Origin of the sequence: Limibacter armeniacum (assembly GCF_036880985.1) — a bacterium.
GTDB lineage: Bacteria > Bacteroidota > Bacteroidia > Cytophagales > Flammeovirgaceae > Limibacter > Limibacter armeniacum.
The window spans coordinates 22,716-41,031 of sequence record NZ_JBAJNO010000002.1; the positions used below are offsets into that span (position 1 = coordinate 22,716).

Genomic DNA, 18,316 nt, shown 5'->3' on the forward strand with positions numbered 1-18,316 from the left:
TGATTAAATTTGACATGAAAAAACGACTGATTGTTTTCTGTTTATTGTTAATGATGATAGGCTTTGGCAGCTATGCACAGGAATATCCCATTCATATTGATAACCTAATTGTACATGACCCTTGTATTTTAGCTGATTCGCTAACCCATCAATATTATATATACGGTAACTATTCACCCAAAAAAGAATGGCAATTGCCCAAATCTCCAAATGGAAGGGGAGGTGTACAGGCGTATGTCAGTAAGGATCTGGAGCATTGGTCAATACCGAAGATTGTCTTTGAGGTACCAGAAGACTTTTGGGCAGACAAGCTGGATTCGCCATGGGCGCCAGAAGTGCATTTTTACAAAGGGAAATATTACCTGTTTGTCACTTTCAATGATTGGGAAACGGTGATAGATGAAAGAAAGGGCAGACCAAAAATCACCAAAAGGGCTTCACAAATACTGGTAGCGGATACTCCTTTGGGACCGTTCAAGCCTTTTGATAACAAAGCCCATACACCGGAAGGAGAGATGACGTTGGATGCCACTTTTTGGGAAGAAGACGGCATACCTTGGATGGTGTATTGCCACGAATGGGTACAGGAAAACGACGGGAAAATCAAGGCGATCCGATTGAAAGATGACCTATCAGCTACGGTCGGAGATCCGGTTACCCTTTTCTCGGCAGGGGAACTGGACTGGACACGTAAGTCGATTAACTACAAGGAAGTGCGTTTTCCGGGAGTGGTGACGGATGGGCCTTACCTGTACAGGACAAAGACAGGCAAACTGCTGCTTTTTTGGTCTAGTTGGGGGCAAAAGAAATATGCCCAGACCTATGCTTACTCCACTTCCGGAAAAATCACAGGACCTTGGAAGCATATCAAGTCACCACTATTGGAGGATGACCGTGGGCACGGCATGGTTTTCAGGGATTTTGACGGAAGGCTGCTGCTGGTATTGCACCGTTACTTCAAGCAACCTGCAACAAGGGTTCAGATCTATGAACTCTATGACGAAGGCGATTTTATTGAAGTCGGTAGACAGCTATTGGGAACACTTTAAATTCAGAAAAATAAAAATACTGGAATCATGAAATCATTAACCATGACCCGACTTTTACTAGGCATTCTACTGCTGTTTTTGATGGCATGCACTACTAAAACGGTACAGCAGGAAGCTAGAGACAAACGCCCCAACATTGTGGTGATTATGGCAGATGATCTGGGCTATTCCGACTTAGGCTGTTTTGGAGGGGAAGTCAATACCCCCACACTGGATAGGTTGGCGAAGAATGGTATCCGGATGACACAGTTTTACAATACGGCAAGATGTTGCCCTACAAGAGCCTCATTCCTGACGGGACTTTATCCACATCAAGCAGGCATTGGAGCAATGACTGGTGACAAGGGACTGTCCGGTTACCGAGGGCATCTGACAGAGAATACCGTCACAATAGCGGAAGTGCTGAAAACTGCAGGTTACCGTACGGGTATGGTCGGTAAATGGCACGTGTCACTGACCAAAGCCCAAAAAGGAGAGAAGCAATTAAAATGGCTGGCACATCAAAAGAATTTCGGGGATTTTTCAGACAGGGCATCCTACCCGACAGGCAGAGGCTTTGAGAAATATTATGGCAATATCTGGGGTGTGGTAGATTACTTTGACCCGTTCAGTCTTGTAAATGGCGAAGAGCCGGTAGAGAGTGTACCAGCTGACTATTACCATACAGTGGCAATTGGCGATTCGGCAGTGGCTTATGTGGATGAGTTTGCCAAGGATGACAAGCCATTTTTCCTGTATGTGGCACATTGTGCCCCGCACTGGCCATTGCAGGCATTACCGGAAGATATTGAAAAGTACAAGGACACTTTTACAAAAGGTTGGGATGCTATCAGGGAAACCCGATACAAACGAATGGTGGACATGGGGCTGCTAAAAGAAAGTGAGTCGGTACTGTCTCCAAGGATGTTTAAGGAAAAATGGAAAGATAATGCAGACACTGTTTGGGATGCACATGCAATGGCAGTACATGCAGCCATGATTGATAGGCTTGACCAAACCGTTGGCAATCTGGTGGCAAAACTGGAGGAAACCGGAGAACTGGACAATACCATTATCCTGTTTTTCTCTGACAATGGCGCAAGCCCTGAGCAGCCTATCAGAGCGGGTTTTGACCGTGCCGGAGAAACAAGGGAAGGAGAGACCGTCGTATTCCCAAGAGATAAAAAATCGCTGCCGGGACCACAGACCGTTCATGCTGGAATAGGAAAGGAATGGGCTAATGTGGCTAATACGCCTTATCGTTATTTTAAAGCCAAAGTATTTGAGGGTGGTATCCGTACCCCAATGATTGTACACTGGCCGAAAGGCATTCAGCAGAAAGGAAGTTTTGTCAGCAATCTGGGACATGTATCGGATCTGATGGCTACTTTCGTTGAATTGGCGCAGACCAATTACCCCGAGACTTTTGAAGGCAGAACTATCACTCCAACCGTAGGTAAAAGTCTATTGCCTGCTATGCAGGGTGTTGGAAAGGTGAAACATGACCTGCTGTTTTGGGAGCATCTAGGTAACAAAGCAATAAGGATAGGAGACTGGAAATTGGTGATGCTGAAAGAAACGGATAAGTGGGAGCTTTACAACCTTGCGGAAGACCAGACTGAATTGCAGGATTTGTCAGATAAATATCCGGATAAGCTCAAAGAAATGGTAGCCTTGTGGGAACAGAAAGCAAATGCATATCAGGTATATCCTAACCCTCAGTAAGTAAGAGTAGTTTATATATAAAAGTGAATGGCTATCTGCTTTTTTGCAACAAAGTTTGATTATCAATGATTGCGACAAGTAGCCTGTCGAATAAATGTTCATTGAAATATCTTCTGTTGAACTTATAGCAGAATTCATCGAGATACTTCTGCATATGTTTCTCTGAAATCATGTGGTAGCTAGCCAGCAAATACCTTTTGGCATTGCTGATTGCTGTATGTACCCAAGGCAAGACTTTATATGGCTTACGTTCAAAAGTCTTTGTGTGCTCCTTTATGCATTCAGTAAGTCGATCAAAACAGGGAGCACTGTCGGTGGTGGCATGAACCTGACTACTGATATTTTCACGGACAACCTTTAGCACAGTGTCTGACGTGAGATCGTCAACCACCTGCATTTTCAGATACCCACAACTGCGGTGTTTCTTCCCTTTTTTCGGGCTTTCAATTGGCTCAGACTCGACCATGACCATTACTTTGGCTTGCCGCTGGCTGCCTTTCCCTCTTTTGACAGGCTCTTCCAGTCGGGGATCTCCTTTAGGAAGTACCTGCTTGAAGAAAGCGTCATCGAGTTCAATGGACTGCTCCAATTGGTAATGACTATCTCTTTTGCCCATGGCTGCCCTGATTTTATGCATCATAGCCCAGACTGGCTCATAACGTTTCTGTCCCAGCTGACGCTGAACTTCCAAGGCTGAAAACGGCTTCTTGGTTGAGCTCATCAGGTGCAGGCAAAGAAACCAGGTCTGAAGCGGAAGCTTGCTGTTTTCAAGGACTGTCCCACTTTTAAGAGAAGTCCGGAACCGGCAGGATTTGCATTGCCACATTTCGATACTGGAGCACCAGTGATGGTTTTGACCACCACATTTCTTACAGGTAATTCCTTGCTTTTCGCGTAAACGGTGCATTTCCTTTTTACAGCTTTCCTCATCGGGAAAATGGGTGATGAATTCTATCAATTGCATGGCTGTACTGTCTTTTTTTCAACAGTAAGATACCTGCTCAGATCGTAAGCTATTTACGTCCTAATAATTTGGTTGTAATCATGCGGATACCCATTAAAGATAAAATGTGGGTATTGATCTGATTAGCTACAAGGTCAAAACGATTAACTACTGAATCAACGTGACCTACTGCTGCATCAGAATGACCGACATAATAATAGAGAAGAAATAGAAAGTATATAAGATAGAAAGGCTTATGCTTTTTTATTGAGAATAAAAAAGAGGAGATATCCCCTCTTATTGATTGTCTGTATCTGGTTTGATCTTGCCAGCTTTTAAGTCTTTCTCAAACTTCTCTAGTAGAAATATCAAGAAATCACTTGCATTTGATTTAGTTCGTTTTGCTAATACATATTCAAATTGCATTTCAGCAAATTTTTTCTGAGCCTCTTTGGTAATGGAAATTGAGGTAGTTTGTTTTTTTTCTTTAGTCATGATTCAATTTATTTAGAATCATTCTTTATTTGCTTTGACGTAAAGCTTTTTAGTTTAGAAAAATTGTCAAAAAGCAAAAAGCATGATACTTTTGATTATCCTTTAATATAAAGCAAAATTAAAGAATGTAATTAAAAAAGCCCACTTAAGGTGTTTCCATCGCCAAACAGATCACCTTAAAGGGCTTCAGTAAGAAACAAAATTAATTGAATCTATGAGCGCAAACATACTTGAATTGCGTGCAAAAGTCAATGCGTCCGGTAAGTTGACCGGAAATGCCAAGCGACTTTTTGCCTACCTGTCTGCTGTCCAGAAAGAAAAGACAGCCCTTCTCAATATGAATTTTACCAACAGCCAGCTGGCTGAAAAGTTGGTGATTAGTATATCCACTGTACAGCGAGCCATCCGTGAGCTGGTTCGTTTTGGTGTACTTGCCATCGAAAACCCCAAAAGCTGGAGACGCAAGATCACCATCCGGGTAGGTGAGGTGATTGAGCAGCTGAAGCAGACGCTTTCTCCGCAAAAAGAAAAAAGCAATCCCAGTGACAATCCAGAGCAAATTTCTTCAGGTCTAGAGACACTTTCAGAAGAGGAGATCATTCATAGCTCACCTGAGCTGGTTCCGGAACACTTGAGAAAAGCCAAGCTGGAGCAGGCTGTTCACTTGCTTTTCGATCGCTACCTCTCCCTAGTCAGTGCAGAAAAACCTTTCAAGGACGCTGTGCATAGCAAGCGATTTGTCAGCAAGGCAAAAGCCATGCTGCAAGAAAGGTGTAAGGGCAAACCTAACCTTATCAAGCAAGTGCTTTTACGTACCCTTAAGGCGGGTAGCCCTATCCTGCTTTTTAGCTAATCTATTCTGGAAAAGAAAAGTTGACTACCGCTCTTTGCCCTTTGGCAAGGAGGGATCGATACGCTATTGCCTCAACTTTTCATAACACTGTTTAAACTGATGCGAAATATTCTCAATCACCGCATTTGTCAGCAGGCAGACCGCCTGCTGATGGATAAACCCTATATAGATACTTACAAGGAACTGTACATTGCAGGCCTTGTCGGCAGGTACCTATTCCCACTGGCCAGTATTGCCACAGGTTGCTACTTTCTGGCTGATGCCCTATCCTCCAGCCTGCCCTTCTGGCTTTCTTTATGTATGGCCATCAGTCTTGTCACGCTTTGGGAACTGGCCAAGGCAACCCTGTTGCAACAACTTACCCTGCGTTACCTGAAAGGCGGTACAGTCACCACCCTTCTTGTGCTAGCCTTGCTGTTTTCGGTAGGCTCTATCACAGTCAGCTATTTCGGCGCCAAGGCCCTGCACGCAAGACTTGATACCAAGGGGCAAGTCTTGGAGAGCAGTTTTGCACAAGACTTGGACAGCACAAGGCAACACTTTGAGGGAAGAGTTGCAAGTCTTGAGGCAAGTATTGCCGCACTCAACAGTCACAAGGCCAAACGCTGGGGTGGATTGCTTTCAGCAAGTGAAAACCGTCAGATCGGGGAGTACCTCAAGCAGGTCTCGGAACTGGAAAAAGAGAAAACCCAAGTCTTGTCGGCACTTGCCGCAAGGCAAAAAGCAGCAAGTCTTGAGCTGCATGCAAGTAGCCAATTCAACAGTTGGGTGGTCGGACTGGTTTCAGTCCTGTTGGACCTATTGATTATTGCCTGCAACAGCTGGAGCATCTTCTATCTGTATAGGGTAGGAGAGGAAGCAATACAACAACGTACAGACGGAAAAGAAACCAGACAGGTCAGACTGGAGGAGAGAGCAGAGGACAGGCTTTACCCCCGGCAGACCGTGATTGGTTTTACAACCGGAGAACCCCGGCTGTCCAGCAGCAAATTGGACCGACTCCGAAAGCTCTGGTATCAGGAGCAGGTCCACGATACCCGTGAACTCTCCCAGCTGCTGAAGGTGAACTTCACCCAGCTCAAGCGTATGAAGCAGCAGGCAGGTATAGCCTCCTAATACTTAATGGTCGGCAGGTTGGGTTGTTTGACCACCTGCTGATGTTTTACCCCTAAACTTTTTATTTATCATGGAAATCGATTTTTTAAAACAGAATGTGGCCCTGGTCCAAAAAACAATCCGGAGCATTGATGAAAGCTACAACCTTCCCTGGGATATTCTGGCAGAACTTACCCAAAATGCCGTAGACGCGATCCGTCAGAGGGGAACAGGGCAAGGTAAAATTCATTTGGAAATTGATGCCTACAACAAGCAGATTTCGATAGAGGATAATGGCTGTGGCATCAGTTCAAGCCGGCTGCCTTACCTGCTGGCACCTTTCTCAACAGACAAGGAATGGGATTGGGAGACGGTGGGAGAAAAAGGGGTAGGTTTGACCTATGTCATATTTTCCTGTTTTCGATTCTTTATTGTCAGCGGTGATGGAGAGACTTCCTCCTCAGGCATTGTCCGTTGGGGAAATAACTGGAAACGTACCAGAGAGGAAGAGTTTGTCAAGGTGGAGCATGAGCAAGTCGATGATATTAGGAGGGGCACATATATCAGCCTTACCGGGGTAGAGAAGGAGACGATCTTTGATTTTAGCTTCGAGGAGCTAAAGTTCTTGCTCAGGACGCGAACTGCCCTTGGAAATACGGCCAGGCTTTTTGGCCGTGACCTCAATATTAAGGTCGACTTCACCTATTTTGATAAAAGGGGAATAAAGCAAGAAGAGCGGTTGCCTTTCCGTTACCTGCTGCCCACCGAAGGAATGGAACATATGCTTGTGGACATGGATGAGTACCTGCGTTTCCTTCAGAGAGGGGATCGATCCGATATGGAGAAGCGCATTAAAATACAGGGCAAGATCATTGTCAGGAAAGGAGCCCTGTCCCATAGGGGACGATCGGTCAAGTACTGGAGTTGTGTCGTACCGATGCGCAGCGTATGGGAGAAGCTCTCCAACCAGCATGGACTTAAACAGGAGAAATCTGATGGGCAGGAAACGAAGTGGAACTGCCAGTTTGGCTCCGGGATCCAGCTTGCGACAAAGGGCATGCCCACCAGCATTGATATCAGTCATCCGGTTTCGGGAAAGGACCTGTACTGGGGACAGACCTTTATGCTGTTTGAGGATGGAGAGCTTCGCTTTGATATCGGCAGAAAATCCCTGAGTGATATTAACCCTGATGTGTTTAAATCCTTGGCCTCAAAACTCTTCAACGATTTTGCAAAAGTATTCAAGCATATGCCCCATATGGATAACATTGAAGAAAAGGCCGAGTGGTCCCGCAATCAGGTCTTTAGGGAAATAGCCGCCTTTCCAGACCTTTCAAATCCCCATTCCCGTTTTCTGAAAGAGCCAGTCAATCAGGAAGGAACATTGGTGGGACTGTTCTTTGAAGCGATAGGCAGTGGACTGATCAAAAACATCGCCCCCTTGATGTCAGGCTACCGGAGTCGTTATGATCTGTATGCACTCAAGGACAGGCATCAGGTAGTGGTAGAGTTCAAGCCGGTTTTGCGCAGAATCCTCAAGGATTTTGACAATGACAAGAAGATGTTTGATGAGCTGGATGTGATTGTCTGTTGGGAGGTGGAGAAGGCGGATTACAGCAGCCTTAAGCGAAAGGGGATTAGCCTGGAGAGGATAGACCACGAACGGTTTGGCAAGCAGCCGCTATCCTTTGAACAGGCCACCCATATGCTGCTTATTGCCTATGTGGACCCGGTCTATGTAATAGAGATGAAACAGGTGTTGAACTTGTAGAATTGGAAAGCTTTATTCCCTTTTGGAGTAGGGCTTTTCTGTTTTACATTCTATTTAATAACCTCCATGGTGAGGTTTGGGAAGAGTATTATTTTACCTGGGTTTACATAATTGATTAGGGATACTGAAAATGTCAAGTAGAGACTTGAAGTTGTAGTTATGATAGATAGCAGTAGTCTTACAGATGTTAATCGAAGATTAACAGCAAGGTATGTCAATTGTACGTACATCTGATGTGATGTACGTACAATTGACTACCTCACCTCCCTTCGGTTGTAAAGATAAAAAGCTGCCCTTTGGTGGCTTTATTTTAGATTATAATATGATGAGTACATTAAAGAATAATGGGTATCCGCATGATTACAACCAATTATTAGGACGTAAATAGCTTACGACCTGAGCAGGTATCTTAACTGTTGAAAAAAGACAGTAAAGCCATGCAATTGATAGAATTCATCACCCATTTTCCCGATGAGGAAAGCTGTAAAAAGGAAATGCACCGTTTACGCGAAAAGCAAGGAATTACCTGTAAGAAATGTGGTTGTCAAAACCATCACTGGTGCTCCAGTATCGAAATATGGCAATGCAAATCCTGCCGGTTCCGGACCTCTCTGAAAAGTGGGACAGTCCTTGAAAACAGCAAGCTTCCGCTTCAGACTTGGTTTCTTTGCCTGCACGTGATGAGCACACCCTTGACAATTGGCTCTCTGAACAAATAGACGCCATTTTGTTGGAAGATGCGACCGACCGTCCTGTTCCACGCTCAACGGACTATGTAGTACAAGAAGAGCATTACAGCGGAAAGCATGGGAAACATACGGTCAAGAACCTGATTAACATCAATCGCAACAGGGAAGTCGGTTTCCTTTCCCAAACCTATGAAGGAAGCGTACATGATAAAACTGTCTTTGACAACGAGACGCTGAATTTCCATAGAGAAGGTTTTTCGATGGTACATGATTTAGGATTTCAGGGAGTGAGTATTGAAAATGTACAAGTAATTATTCCCTTTAAAAAGCAAGCAGGACTTTCAATGCCTGACTATATGAAAGAAGCCAACCGGATTATCTCCAGAGCTCGTGTCAGAGTTGAGCATGTGATTGGTTGTATCAAACGCTTACGGATGGTCAAAGAGGTGATCCGATTGAAAAGAGATCAAATTAGAGATCAGATTATGCTGATAGCAACTGGATTACACAATTTCAGAAACCGATTTAGAGCAAAACTAGAAACATAATGATTTATTCGTGATAAAGTCTATTAATTTAGCCTGTTATTCTTTTAGATTAAAATTATTTCACTAAGATTGAGACATCTAATTTCTTCCATTCATATTGCCTAACTTTAAACAGCTTCACATTGTATTCTAATGTTTTATGTTCGCCATATAGTACAATTTTATATGAAGTTGTATCCGCTCTACTTTCTATGATTTTTGTGAAATCTTTATAGAAAAGCTTTCCATTTTTAATTCCTCCTATATTCTTTAATATATTACCATCTAAAATTAAACTATCATAGTCTTCTTGAATAAATGGAGGTTGTCGACTTATAGTCTTATATGAAATAGTCTCTCGTACTATTACTACAAAAATAATAAACATAACTGCTATTATTATTATTTTCCTTCTATTCCCCTCTAACATCATATACCTTTTCATAACTCAATTTAAGTTCAAAACCGATAAAAAACTTAGCACCTATTGTAATACTAGTTTCATTTTTAGACTCAACAACATCCCCTGTATAGTAATCCAAAGATACAACTTCCTTTTGAGCCATCCCTTTTCCTATTAAGGATTTTTCTGTTTCCCAAACAGCATCACTAGAACGTAAGTTGTTATCTATATTTTGTTTAAGTTTACTTGCGCCTCCATATCCAAGTACATTACCACTAATACCCAATGCTGATAATTCTACTTTCCCATCATTAGTTGTTTTCCCTCCATTATCAGTCTTTAATGTTAATAGTTGCATAGTACTTTTCACATCACCTTCACCAGTCACCTCAATTTGTTCAGAATATATTTTAGTAGAAACAACACTAAACTCTCCCGCTAATACTGGAGTTTAAAACCCAACCTCTAATCCAGCACTTACACTACCTTCAAATTTTAATCCTTTTAAAAAGGATAGTATAGTAGAATCGCCATTAATATCAATAAATAATACAGGATTGTTCATCGTATAATGGTATGGTGTATAAGAGTAATATTTCTCTGAATACCTATCGTGTTTCATAAACTACCCCACACTCGGGTCATACATCCTAGCTCCATAATCCATCCAACCAGTCTCCAACTGCTTCTCCTTGCCATTGTACTGGTAAAGGTGGTCCGGACTACCCTGCTTCTCAAACCCCACCAAGTTACCCCCGAATGGATAATAGTGATTCTCCTATGCCACAAAATCCCATAGCTCTACGCTTAGGTCATCAAAGTAAATATCAAACTGGCCTCATTGGCAATATACACAATAGCGTAACCGTCCTGAGGTCCCTCTTCCTTAATAGTCAGCTGGTGCCACTGCCCTTGGGTGTCAAAGACCATCTTGGTCACCTCGCTTGTATCTGACTCCTGCTCGTCCAGCCAAATCAGGGAGAGGTGAGCGCCCATATAGCCATCTGGCACATCAGCCGATGTATCGTAATGGTCAGTATAAGCAAAGCCACTACAGCCCATACCAAATGCGGTACTACCTTCCAACCCAAGGTCCTGACCGAATATAGGGCTAAAGGCACCGACTGCAAAACTGTTGCCGCTTTGGGTAGCGTAGTGCCTGGCAAATGCCTCCGCTTTTACGACCTACCCTTTCTTTACCTTAATCACCTTGTAGGTACCATAGGCCACCTGAGCGTTGTTGCCATTCAGTACCTGTGACCAGCAGCCTATTTTGGGGTTGAGCGCAATTCGGTTGATATCGGCATCCTCAAATTCACTTGGCTTATAACCAACAAGAGACTACCCAGTATAGATTGAGCTGTCTCTTGATTTTTGATTGGTTTGCTTTGCCTACGAGTAATTAGGAAGCAAACCCTTTCCATAAGTTTTGGCACAAGAAAGCCATTACGCTAATCAACCCGCATTCTTGTGCCAGTGAGGCTACATTATTTAGTCTGTTGAAATTTTATTACAGCATTCTAACAAACCGTTGCTTATATTTTACCTGATCCAATAGTATGTCACCTTCTGGACCTGCGATAACCTCTTCTCCACATTCTTTTCCTATCAAATATGTTCCAATAACTCCTTCTTCTTGTGTAACTAAGTAAACAATATCCAAGCTAATACCCTCATATAAATACCCATTTTTTTGTTTAAAAAAGTATACATCACCTCTTCTTGAATCCTTAAATATACTCTCCAAAATCATTGTGAAATTCGTACAATCCGATAAATAACAGCGATAAACGCTCCCAACTTCAACTTTAAAATCAAACCAAGTAAATTCTTTAGATCTAGGAGCTATAAGTTTAACAACTAAAGAATTATCAACTTTCTTAACTTCTCCTTTAATTTCATTAACAACGTTATTTATCATTAAAATACCGGAAATAGAGTATGTACACTCATCTAACTTCTCATCAATGTAAACGTAGGGATTTGAATATTCAGCTCCAAATGAAGGCACTTTAATGTATTCACTGCATATAACATCACAACTCATCAATATGATAATTAAAAAAACAATCATATAATTACTTTCTATTCCTTTCATCTTCAATTATTTTATCAATTTCATCTAATTGCTTTTTTGCTTCCGTATTCCGATACTTTTGATCAGTTCTTACTTCATCATCATCCGGAGATAAATCAGTTTTTTCACCATAGTAATCAAGATGATCTTCTGCATTAGAATTCTTATTATCTGTTTTTATAATGTCATTGCCATGTGCAACTTCTTCATGATTAAGCCCAGATGCTCCAGACGCAGTATTGCTTAATTCACTTTCTTGAATCCCTATTATTATCAAAGGTTTAGTGCCATTTTCAGATACACTATTATATCCTGTTTCAGTTATTGATTTCAAAGCTACAGGATAGCTCTGTTTTAGACTCTTTAACCCCTTACTATCATGAATAACAGTAGTTAATGCATCCATGACACTATTATGTGTAAAATACAATACATTAAATTAAATGGCTATCCGTTTGTCTGCAACAAAGTTTGATTATCAATGCTTGCTTCTTTCTGGTATGGTAACCTAGTAATAAAACTGTAGGTACTTGTTCAGTATTGAAATGTTGTCAGGTTTGCCGAATACATACAGTATATCATCTTGCTCGATCGTGGTGGAAGCCTCGATCTGGGTAATGTAGTTTCCTTGCCTTCTGATCGCCAAAATCGTAATCCCGTAATTGGCACGGATACCCGCTGAATGGATTGGTTTCCCGACAATCTCGTTCGGTCCCTGTTGTACCTGCAGTGTGGAGATTCTCATCTCAGGAATATTGAATTTGGTGAGCGAGTTATCTTCCCCATTGTTGTAGGATGCCCTCAATGCCGCATAGTTACTGGACCTGATACTGTTCACAAATTCCTGTACCTTGTCGAATGGTATCAGGTATTTATCCAGTACACGCACGAAAATCTCTATGGACGTCTCAAACTCTTCTGGAATAACCTGATCGGCACCCAATCTCAGGCATTCCTCGATTTCCTTGATATAACGGGTTCTGACGATGATACACACTTCCTGAGAGAACTGCCTTATCCTTTTTATGATATGTTGTGTCGTCTTGGGTGATGAAATGGCAATTACAGCAACCCTCGCCTTGTGCATCTGTACATGGTGGAGAATCAGGTCATTTTCGGCATCACCAAAGACCACTGGTTCCTTGTTCTGTCGGGCAGTCATGACTACTTCTGGGTCCAGCTCTACGATTACGTAGGGTAGTTGGGCTTTTCGGGCTGCTTTTGAGACATTCTCCCCATTGATACCATATCCGATGATTACGATATGGTCATTCAGTTGTTGTTCTTCCCTTTTTTGTTCAGAAAGCTTGATTTGCTGCAATGCTTTGAGCCTTCTGCGGACAGGCGTTGGCAATGGGGCACTGAGCAGCCTGTTGGTTAGATTAGGAGAGTAGTCAATTACAAATGGGGTAATTGCCATGGTGATAATGGAAACAGCCAGAAAGTACTGATAAGTATCTGGCGACAGCAGCTTGTATTGCATACCATTGGCTGCCAGCAAGAAGGCAAACTCACCGACCTGAAAGAGGGAAAGTGCGGAAAGCAAAGCGGTCTTTGATGGATACTTTAGCAAGATTACGGTTAGCCATATGATCAGGGTCTTGAAGAGGAAGACACCTGCTGTAAGCAGGGAAATCATCAGCAGATGGGAAAAGAAAAATGGCAGGTCCAGCAGCATGCCAACCGATACAAAGAAGAAGCTGATAAAGATTTCTCTGAACGGAAGGATATTGGCAGTAGCCTGATGGCTGTAGTCGGATTCAGAGATGATAAGTCCGGCAAAAAATGCTCCGAGTGCCAGTGAAAGGTCTGCATACGCTGTGATACAGGCAGTAGCAAAACATAGCACTACCACGGTAAGTATAAAGAGTTCCTTGCTTTTTGTCTTGATCACATGGCTGAACAGTACCGGCACAAGGTATCTAGCCATAATGATAATGATGGCCACAATGATAATCAGTTTTGAGACCAGTAAGAGCAGTGAAACACCAGATAAGGTTAGTTCCCCTGCAAGGAATGGAATCAGCAGTAACATAAGGACAACAGCAATATCCTGAAAGATCAGGATGGCGACATTGATTCTTCCGTATGGGGTGGTAAGCTCCCCTTTCTCCTGCAATATTTTCAGTACAATCGCAGTACTGCTCAACGAGATCAGCATACCAAGAAATATAGCGGACTCCATGGAAAGTCCTCCCCAATATACCGTAATGGCGACGATGGTTATTGTACCTACAACCTGTAAAGCACCTCCTAGCAGGACAACCTTTTTCATGGACAGCAAACCCTTTATTGAAAATTCAATCCCGATCACAAAAAGCAGGAATACAATGCCGATCTCAGCCAGTATTTCTACCTCATGGCTGCTTTGGATCAGGTCAAAGCCGGTAGGTCCGGCTATAGTACCAACAAGCAAGAATCCAAGAATGGGCGGTAGTTTCATTTGCTGAAATGCAAGAACAATCAGCACACTAAGTCCAAGAATGACTACCATGTCTGTTAATAATGCCAGCTCCATAGTTCATAAGTTTAGTTGTTAGAATCAGTGTATATCCGGCAGGTGCAGCCAAAAAGTAGATGGCGGAGTTGGCGGCAGGCCGTATGGGTCAAAACAGGATTTTGGAATTGATCTGTATACCAACAGTCCTTTCCTGTTATGGTTGATAAAAATACTCATTCCTGCGTTCGGATTCAGAAAAAAATAGTGCTAAATCCATATGGGAAGTTTGGTTGATAAAGGCAGGATATTTCCTTTTATCGCAACAATCCTTCTCTTTATTGCAAATTGGGAATGGCTATTGCCATTCACTGTTTTCTTCTTTTTATTTGACCAGCTATACCCTTGAAAAAATCACATTATTCAAATAGTCGTGATAAGGTCTAATAAGTGAGTGCTATTACATACAATCCTCTATTGATAAGCGGAATCAATTTTTTATGTATTGTCTCCGCTTTACTTTTTTAAGTTTCCATTATTTGAATGTAGAGATTAGATTTTAATTGATTGATAATCAGTGTAAAGTGAAATTAAATTATGAAATCCCACCCATGAAATAAACCAATCGGTATATTTTTAGGTTATTAAGTTGTAATTCATGAAACGGTATGTCAAAAGCAGATAGAACAAAAGCATTTATCATTGAGAAGTCAGCACCCTTGTTTAACAAGAAAGGGTATGCTGGTACCGCGATTTCTGATATCATTCAGGCTACAGGTCTTACAAAGGGCGCCATTTATGGCAACTTTGAGAACAAGGACCATATCGCCATTGAAGCTTATCACTTTAATGTAAATGAACTAGGTATGAAGATGCGGGCGATGATGAGTGTCAAGGAAACTGCTACCGACAAGCTGGTTGCTTTCGCAGAGTTTTACAGAAGTGATTGGCATACATTCTCAGAGAGAGGAGGGTGTCCTATCCTGAATGCATCCGTTGAGGCTGATGACAGTTATCCCGTCTTGAAGAAACATGTCAGGAACAGCATCCTTAACCTGACCAATGAGTTGGCAGAGGTGATAGAGAAAGGAAAAGCAGAAGGGGAGTTCAGGAAAGAACTGGATGCCCGTGAATACGCCTATACGTTTGTGACGATGATTGAAGGCGGTATCATGATGTCAAAGATTATGGAAAAGCCAGCATTGCTTGATGCTGCAATAGACAGAGTAATCTCAATGGTTCGCATTGAAATGACATAAATACAATCATGGGTTGACCTCTTTGGAGGAATATTGCAAAGCAATTCATGGTTCATTCGATTGATGAAAATTTTTTTAAACAAAAATATACCGATCGGTATAAAATTAAAAAATCTATGAAAACTTCAGGAAACACAATCCTTATCACAGGAGGATCAGCAGGTATTGGTTTTGAAATAGCAAAACTGTTCTCAGAAAAAGGAAACAAGGTAATCATTACTGGACGAAACGCAGACAGGTTGCAGGATGCGGCAAGACAGCTGAAGAATGTGATTCCTTTTCAGGGGGATGTTACAATTGAGGATGATGTAGAAAGACTGGTTGCAGAAGTGAAAAGCAATCACCCAGACCTGAATATTTTGATCAATAATGCAGGAGCAGCTGTATACTATACGCTAGTTGCTGAAGCAAACGCTTATGAAAAGGCTAGTAGGGAGATTATCACCAATTACCTGTCTATTATAAGGCTGACGGAAAAACTGCTTCCGCTGTTGTCAGGCAAGGAAAGTGCAGCAGTGGTCAATGTTACCTCAGTGGCGGCTTTCAGACCATTTGCAGCGCTTCCAACCTATGCGGCAAGTAAGGCTGCCTTGCACTCTTACACAGAGTCCTTGCGTGAAACCATCAATGCAGATTTAGGTGTGGAAGTTTACGAACTGATCCCTCCATTGGTGAACACAGCATTTTCTGCAGAGATTGGTGGTAGGGAAAATGGTATTCCGCCACAGGAAGTCGCAGAAGAGCTGCTGTTGGCATTTGAGAAAAAACAGTATTTGGTTCCTGTTGGAGAAATGGGGAAAGAGATTGTGAAACTATAACATGTAGCATTGTATAGTATCAGAGGAGTGAGAGATGTCTCCTCCTTGTACATGGAGTCCCGGGTAATATTTATCCGGGACTTTTCATTTTATAGCGGTCTTCTGTACTTTGAAAGGTGTTTAAAACCAGAGGAATAATGGTTTTTTAAGGTGAGTTTTTTACAAAAGATACAGAAGCAGATCTATGAGTTCAGAAAATTTAGAGCCAACTCCCTTGCAGGTATTGCAACAGGCATTGTTTACACTGGCAGGGATAGATGAGCAGGAGTTTCAGATTTCGGAAGGTTTTTGGCAGTTTAGGAAATACGAGAAAAAGGAAAGTTTCAATGACTACAAACAGGTGTGCAAGTATCTGGGCTTTGTGTTGGAGGGTGTATTCAGAACCTATTTTATACAAGAGGAGACAGGGGAGGAGAAGAATGTGTTTTTCTTTTCAAAACATCAGGTGATTTCCTCATTTCAGAGTTTTTTGACCCAATCACCATGCAAATATTATACACAGGCCATGACCGAATCACAAGTGCTTTATATCCATAAGGAGCACCTAGATCAGTTGTACAATACTTCGCACAAATGGGAACGTATGGGAAGGCTGATGGCTGAGATGGCATTTGGGGCAGCTATGTCAAGGGCTGAGAGTTTTATGTTTACACCACCAGAGGAGCGGTATCTTGAACTTGTGGCACAGCATCCTGACCTGCTCAATGAGGTGCCACTTTACCATATCTCCTCTTACCTTGGGATACAGGGTCCTTCGCTAAGCAGGATACGGAAAAGAATTTCAGGTAAGTGATGCGTTTTTAACTTGGGTTAATCTTTAAGAACATGCTATGGATGAAATTTGCTTCATAACCAAATAGTAAAGTTATGAAAAAGGCAAATTCAAAAACGATCGTATTCATTACTGGCAACTTCGTAACCCACCACGGATGGGACAGCTGGAAGCACTATTTTAAGGAGAAAGGGTTTACGGTATATAACCCATCATGGCCTCATAAGAATGCAGTACCAGCAGAACTGAGAAACAAACGTCCGGACGATTACCAGTTGGCAAAACTGTCTCTAAAAGATGTGGTTAACCACTATGAGTATTTCATTAACCAGCTATCTGAGAAACCTATCCTGATCGGGCATTCGATGGGAGGATTGATCACACAAATCCTGGTGAGCAGGGGAGTGGCAGAAGCAGCAGTGGTAATTCATTCCGTACCGCCACTGGGAGTGATCCCGTTCGAGTTTACTTTCCTCAAGTCCACATGGAAATCACTAGGCTTATTCACCTCACTGGACAAGACTTATATGATGTCTTTCAAGGATTGGCAATATACTTTTACCAACGGGATGTCATTGGAAGAGCAGAAGAAAGCGTATGAGGAAAATACGATTCCAGAATCCAAGAGAGTATCGAGAGGCGCTTTGTCTTTGGTGGCCAAGATTGACTTCAAGAAACCTCATGCCCCTTTACTGTTTATTGCAGGTGGAAAAGACAACATTATGCCAGCTACCTTGAACAAGAGAAATTTCCAAAGCTACAAGGATACAGGTTCAATCACGGGTTTTAAGGAGTTTGAAGGCAACAACCACTTTGTCCTCGGGTTGCCTAACTGGCAGGAAGTGGCCAGTTATATACACGAGTGGCTCAACTGAACTGCACGGTTGTATAGTAAAAAAGCCGTTGGAGATTACAGACTCCAACGGCTTTTATTTATGCATTGATCAAAGTTGCCTCTACTTTTATATCCGTATCCAGAAGGACACTGATAGGACAATTCTCTTCCGCATCTTTCACACACTTGTGAAATGCTTCTTCATCGATGTTGTTGCCTTTCACTTCCACAGTCAGAAATGATTCTGTGATCTTACCGTTCACAAAGTTGATCTTGCAGGTAGTGGAGATCTCCTTTTCGGTATAACCGGCTTCATCCAGCGAAAAGCTGAGCTTCATGGTGAAGCAACCGGCGTGGGCTGCGGCCACCAGTTCTTCGGGGTTTGTACCTATACCATCCTCAAAACGACTGGAGAATGAGTATTGGGTTTGGTTGAGCACTGTACTTTGTGTAGTCAGTGTGCCTTTGCCTTCTTTGCCTGAACCGTTCCAGACGGCTGTTGCGTGTCTTTTCATAAGTTTATAAGATGAGAGGGATTAGAGAAAGTAATTGTAATTTAGAGTAATACACTGTAAGTTCTTTTAGCGGA

20 protein-coding genes and 1 pseudogene are annotated in these 18,316 nt (G+C 42.4%); 11 read left to right on the forward strand and 10 right to left on the reverse strand.

All coding sequences use genetic code 11. The features are described 5' to 3' along the window. Positions 1-14 precede the first annotated feature (14 nt). Positions 15-1,049 (forward strand): glycoside hydrolase family 43 protein, encoded by a 1,035-nt coding sequence (locus tag V6R21_RS01310; RefSeq protein ID WP_334240149.1) that lies wholly within the window; start codon positions 15-17, stop codon positions 1,047-1,049. Between the two features lie 27 nt (positions 1,050-1,076). Further along, the gene (locus V6R21_RS01315; protein ID WP_334240150.1) at positions 1,077-2,753 is read left to right on the forward strand and encodes an arylsulfatase; all 1,677 of its coding nucleotides are present in this window, start codon (positions 1,077-1,079) and stop codon (positions 2,751-2,753) included. 31 nt (positions 2,754-2,784) lie between these two features. Here V6R21_RS01315 and V6R21_RS01320 read toward each other — a convergent pair whose 3' ends face one another. Then, the gene (locus V6R21_RS01320) at positions 2,785-3,717 is read right to left on the reverse strand and encodes an IS1595 family transposase (protein ID WP_334240152.1); all 933 of its coding nucleotides are present in this window, start codon (positions 3,715-3,717) and stop codon (positions 2,785-2,787) included. 276 nt (positions 3,718-3,993) lie between these two features. Then, entirely contained in the window at positions 3,994-4,191 is a 198-nt protein-coding gene (locus V6R21_RS01325; RefSeq protein ID WP_334240031.1) for a hypothetical protein, read from the reverse strand. 214 nt (positions 4,192-4,405) lie between these two features. On the opposite strand from V6R21_RS01325, the gene V6R21_RS01330 reads away from it, so the two are divergent. The 5 genes from V6R21_RS01330 (at position 4,406) to V6R21_RS01350 (ending at position 9,147) form a co-directional block, all read left to right on the forward strand. After that, a complete protein-coding gene (locus tag V6R21_RS01330) occupies positions 4,406-5,044 on the forward strand; it encodes a helix-turn-helix domain-containing protein (protein ID WP_334240032.1) in 639 nt (212 codons plus the stop codon). A 99-nt stretch (positions 5,045-5,143) separates the two neighbouring features. Beyond that, positions 5,144-6,160: a hypothetical protein gene (locus V6R21_RS01335; RefSeq protein ID WP_334240034.1), complete on the forward strand. Its 1,017-nt coding sequence runs from the start codon at positions 5,144-5,146 to the stop codon at positions 6,158-6,160. Between the two features lie 70 nt (positions 6,161-6,230). Further along, positions 6,231-7,910, forward strand: a complete 1,680-nt coding sequence (locus V6R21_RS01340) for an ATP-binding protein (protein ID WP_334240036.1) — start codon at positions 6,231-6,233, stop codon at positions 7,908-7,910. Positions 7,911-8,381: 471 nt separating this feature from the next. Beyond that, the gene (locus V6R21_RS01345) at positions 8,382-8,525 is read left to right on the forward strand and encodes a hypothetical protein (protein ID WP_408612967.1); all 144 of its coding nucleotides are present in this window, start codon (positions 8,382-8,384) and stop codon (positions 8,523-8,525) included. A 52-nt stretch (positions 8,526-8,577) separates the two neighbouring features. After that, positions 8,578-9,147, forward strand: coding sequence for a transposase family protein (locus V6R21_RS01350; protein ID WP_334240154.1), 570 nt, complete (start codon positions 8,578-8,580; stop codon positions 9,145-9,147). Between the two features lie 55 nt (positions 9,148-9,202). On the opposite strand, the gene V6R21_RS01355 is transcribed toward V6R21_RS01350, so the two are convergent. The 7 genes and pseudogenes from V6R21_RS01355 to V6R21_RS01380 all read right to left on the reverse strand — a co-directional run bounded on the left by V6R21_RS01355 (position 9,203) and on the right by V6R21_RS01380 (position 14,124). Next, entirely contained in the window at positions 9,203-9,571 is a 369-nt protein-coding gene (locus tag V6R21_RS01355; protein ID WP_334240156.1) for a hypothetical protein, read from the reverse strand. Then, positions 9,540-9,917 carry a hypothetical protein gene (locus V6R21_RS01360; RefSeq protein ID WP_334240157.1) on the reverse strand — a complete coding sequence of 126 codons (378 nt, stop codon included), beginning with the start codon at positions 9,915-9,917 and terminating at the stop codon, positions 9,540-9,542. Before V6R21_RS01360 ends, V6R21_RS01355 begins: the two co-directional genes overlap by 32 nt. A 237-nt stretch (positions 9,918-10,154) precedes the next feature. Continuing rightward, positions 10,155-10,286, reverse strand: a pseudogene (locus V6R21_RS32375) (hypothetical protein); the annotation flags it as partial. A 50-nt stretch (positions 10,287-10,336) separates the two neighbouring features. After that, positions 10,337-10,591, reverse strand: a complete 255-nt coding sequence (locus V6R21_RS01365; RefSeq protein WP_334240160.1) for a hypothetical protein — start codon at positions 10,589-10,591, stop codon at positions 10,337-10,339. Between the two features lie 448 nt (positions 10,592-11,039). Continuing rightward, on the reverse strand, positions 11,040-11,627 hold the full coding sequence (locus V6R21_RS01370) for a hypothetical protein (protein WP_334240162.1): 588 nt from the start codon (positions 11,625-11,627) through the stop codon (positions 11,040-11,042). Beyond that, positions 11,608-12,012, reverse strand: a complete 405-nt coding sequence (locus V6R21_RS01375) for a hypothetical protein (RefSeq protein WP_334240164.1) — start codon at positions 12,010-12,012, stop codon at positions 11,608-11,610. The genes V6R21_RS01370 and V6R21_RS01375 overlap by 20 nt, the downstream gene beginning before the upstream one ends. Positions 12,013-12,114: 102 nt before the next feature. After that, the gene (locus V6R21_RS01380; protein ID WP_334240166.1) at positions 12,115-14,124 is read right to left on the reverse strand and encodes a cation:proton antiporter domain-containing protein; all 2,010 of its coding nucleotides are present in this window, start codon (positions 14,122-14,124) and stop codon (positions 12,115-12,117) included. 587 nt (positions 14,125-14,711) lie between these two features. Between V6R21_RS01380 and V6R21_RS01385 the strand changes: the two genes are divergently transcribed. From V6R21_RS01385 to V6R21_RS01400, 4 genes are all read left to right on the forward strand, one after another. After that, entirely contained in the window at positions 14,712-15,302 is a 591-nt protein-coding gene (locus tag V6R21_RS01385; RefSeq protein WP_334240167.1) for a TetR/AcrR family transcriptional regulator, read from the forward strand. A 116-nt stretch (positions 15,303-15,418) separates the two neighbouring features. Further along, on the forward strand, positions 15,419-16,120 hold the full coding sequence (locus V6R21_RS01390) for an SDR family oxidoreductase (RefSeq protein ID WP_334240170.1): 702 nt from the start codon (positions 15,419-15,421) through the stop codon (positions 16,118-16,120). Positions 16,121-16,304: 184 nt separating this feature from the next. Further along, the gene (locus V6R21_RS01395; RefSeq protein WP_334240172.1) at positions 16,305-16,913 is read left to right on the forward strand and encodes a Crp/Fnr family transcriptional regulator; all 609 of its coding nucleotides are present in this window, start codon (positions 16,305-16,307) and stop codon (positions 16,911-16,913) included. 74 nt (positions 16,914-16,987) lie between these two features. Beyond that, on the forward strand, positions 16,988-17,767 hold the full coding sequence (locus tag V6R21_RS01400) for an alpha/beta hydrolase (protein WP_334240174.1): 780 nt from the start codon (positions 16,988-16,990) through the stop codon (positions 17,765-17,767). Between the two features lie 58 nt (positions 17,768-17,825). On the opposite strand, the gene V6R21_RS01405 is transcribed toward V6R21_RS01400, so the two are convergent. Then, positions 17,826-18,242, reverse strand: a complete 417-nt coding sequence (locus tag V6R21_RS01405; protein WP_334240176.1) for an OsmC family peroxiredoxin — start codon at positions 18,240-18,242, stop codon at positions 17,826-17,828. Between the last annotated feature and the right edge of the window lie 74 nt (positions 18,243-18,316).

Bases quoted from the DNA above. Each gene is read 5' to 3' on its own strand.
- V6R21_RS01365 (WP_334240160.1), bottom strand. From the start codon at position 10,591: ATGGGCTGTAGTGGCTTTGCTTATACTGACCATTACGATACATCGGCT.
- V6R21_RS01385 (WP_334240167.1), top strand. From the start codon at position 14,712: ATGTCAAAAGCAGATAGAACAAAAGCATTTATCATTGAGAAGTCAGCA.
- V6R21_RS01395 (WP_334240172.1), top strand. From the start codon at position 16,305: ATGAGTTCAGAAAATTTAGAGCCAACTCCCTTGCAGGTATTGCAACAG.
- V6R21_RS01325 (WP_334240031.1), bottom strand. From the start codon at position 4,191: ATGACTAAAGAAAAAAAACAAACTACCTCAATTTCCATTACCAAAGAG.
- V6R21_RS01320 (WP_334240152.1), bottom strand. From the start codon at position 3,717: ATGCAATTGATAGAATTCATCACCCATTTTCCCGATGAGGAAAGCTGT.
- V6R21_RS01315 (WP_334240150.1), top strand. From the start codon at position 1,077: ATGAAATCATTAACCATGACCCGACTTTTACTAGGCATTCTACTGCTG.
- V6R21_RS01310 (WP_334240149.1), top strand. From the start codon at position 15: ATGAAAAAACGACTGATTGTTTTCTGTTTATTGTTAATGATGATAGGC.
- V6R21_RS01330 (WP_334240032.1), top strand. From the start codon at position 4,406: ATGAGCGCAAACATACTTGAATTGCGTGCAAAAGTCAATGCGTCCGGT.
- V6R21_RS01390 (WP_334240170.1), top strand. From the start codon at position 15,419: ATGAAAACTTCAGGAAACACAATCCTTATCACAGGAGGATCAGCAGGT.
- V6R21_RS01405 (WP_334240176.1), bottom strand. From the start codon at position 18,242: ATGAAAAGACACGCAACAGCCGTCTGGAACGGTTCAGGCAAAGAAGGC.
- V6R21_RS01370 (WP_334240162.1), bottom strand. From the start codon at position 11,627: ATGAAAGGAATAGAAAGTAATTATATGATTGTTTTTTTAATTATCATA.
- V6R21_RS01400 (WP_334240174.1), top strand. From the start codon at position 16,988: ATGAAAAAGGCAAATTCAAAAACGATCGTATTCATTACTGGCAACTTC.
- V6R21_RS01375 (WP_334240164.1), bottom strand. From the start codon at position 12,012: ATGGATGCATTAACTACTGTTATTCATGATAGTAAGGGGTTAAAGAGT.
- V6R21_RS01340 (WP_334240036.1), top strand. From the start codon at position 6,231: ATGGAAATCGATTTTTTAAAACAGAATGTGGCCCTGGTCCAAAAAACA.
- V6R21_RS01335 (WP_334240034.1), top strand. From the start codon at position 5,144: ATGCGAAATATTCTCAATCACCGCATTTGTCAGCAGGCAGACCGCCTG.
- V6R21_RS01380 (WP_334240166.1), bottom strand. From the start codon at position 14,124: ATGGAGCTGGCATTATTAACAGACATGGTAGTCATTCTTGGACTTAGT.
- V6R21_RS01345 (WP_408612967.1), top strand. From the start codon at position 8,382: ATGAGGAAAGCTGTAAAAAGGAAATGCACCGTTTACGCGAAAAGCAAG.
- V6R21_RS01355 (WP_334240156.1), bottom strand. From the start codon at position 9,571: ATGAAAAGGTATATGATGTTAGAGGGGAATAGAAGGAAAATAATAATA.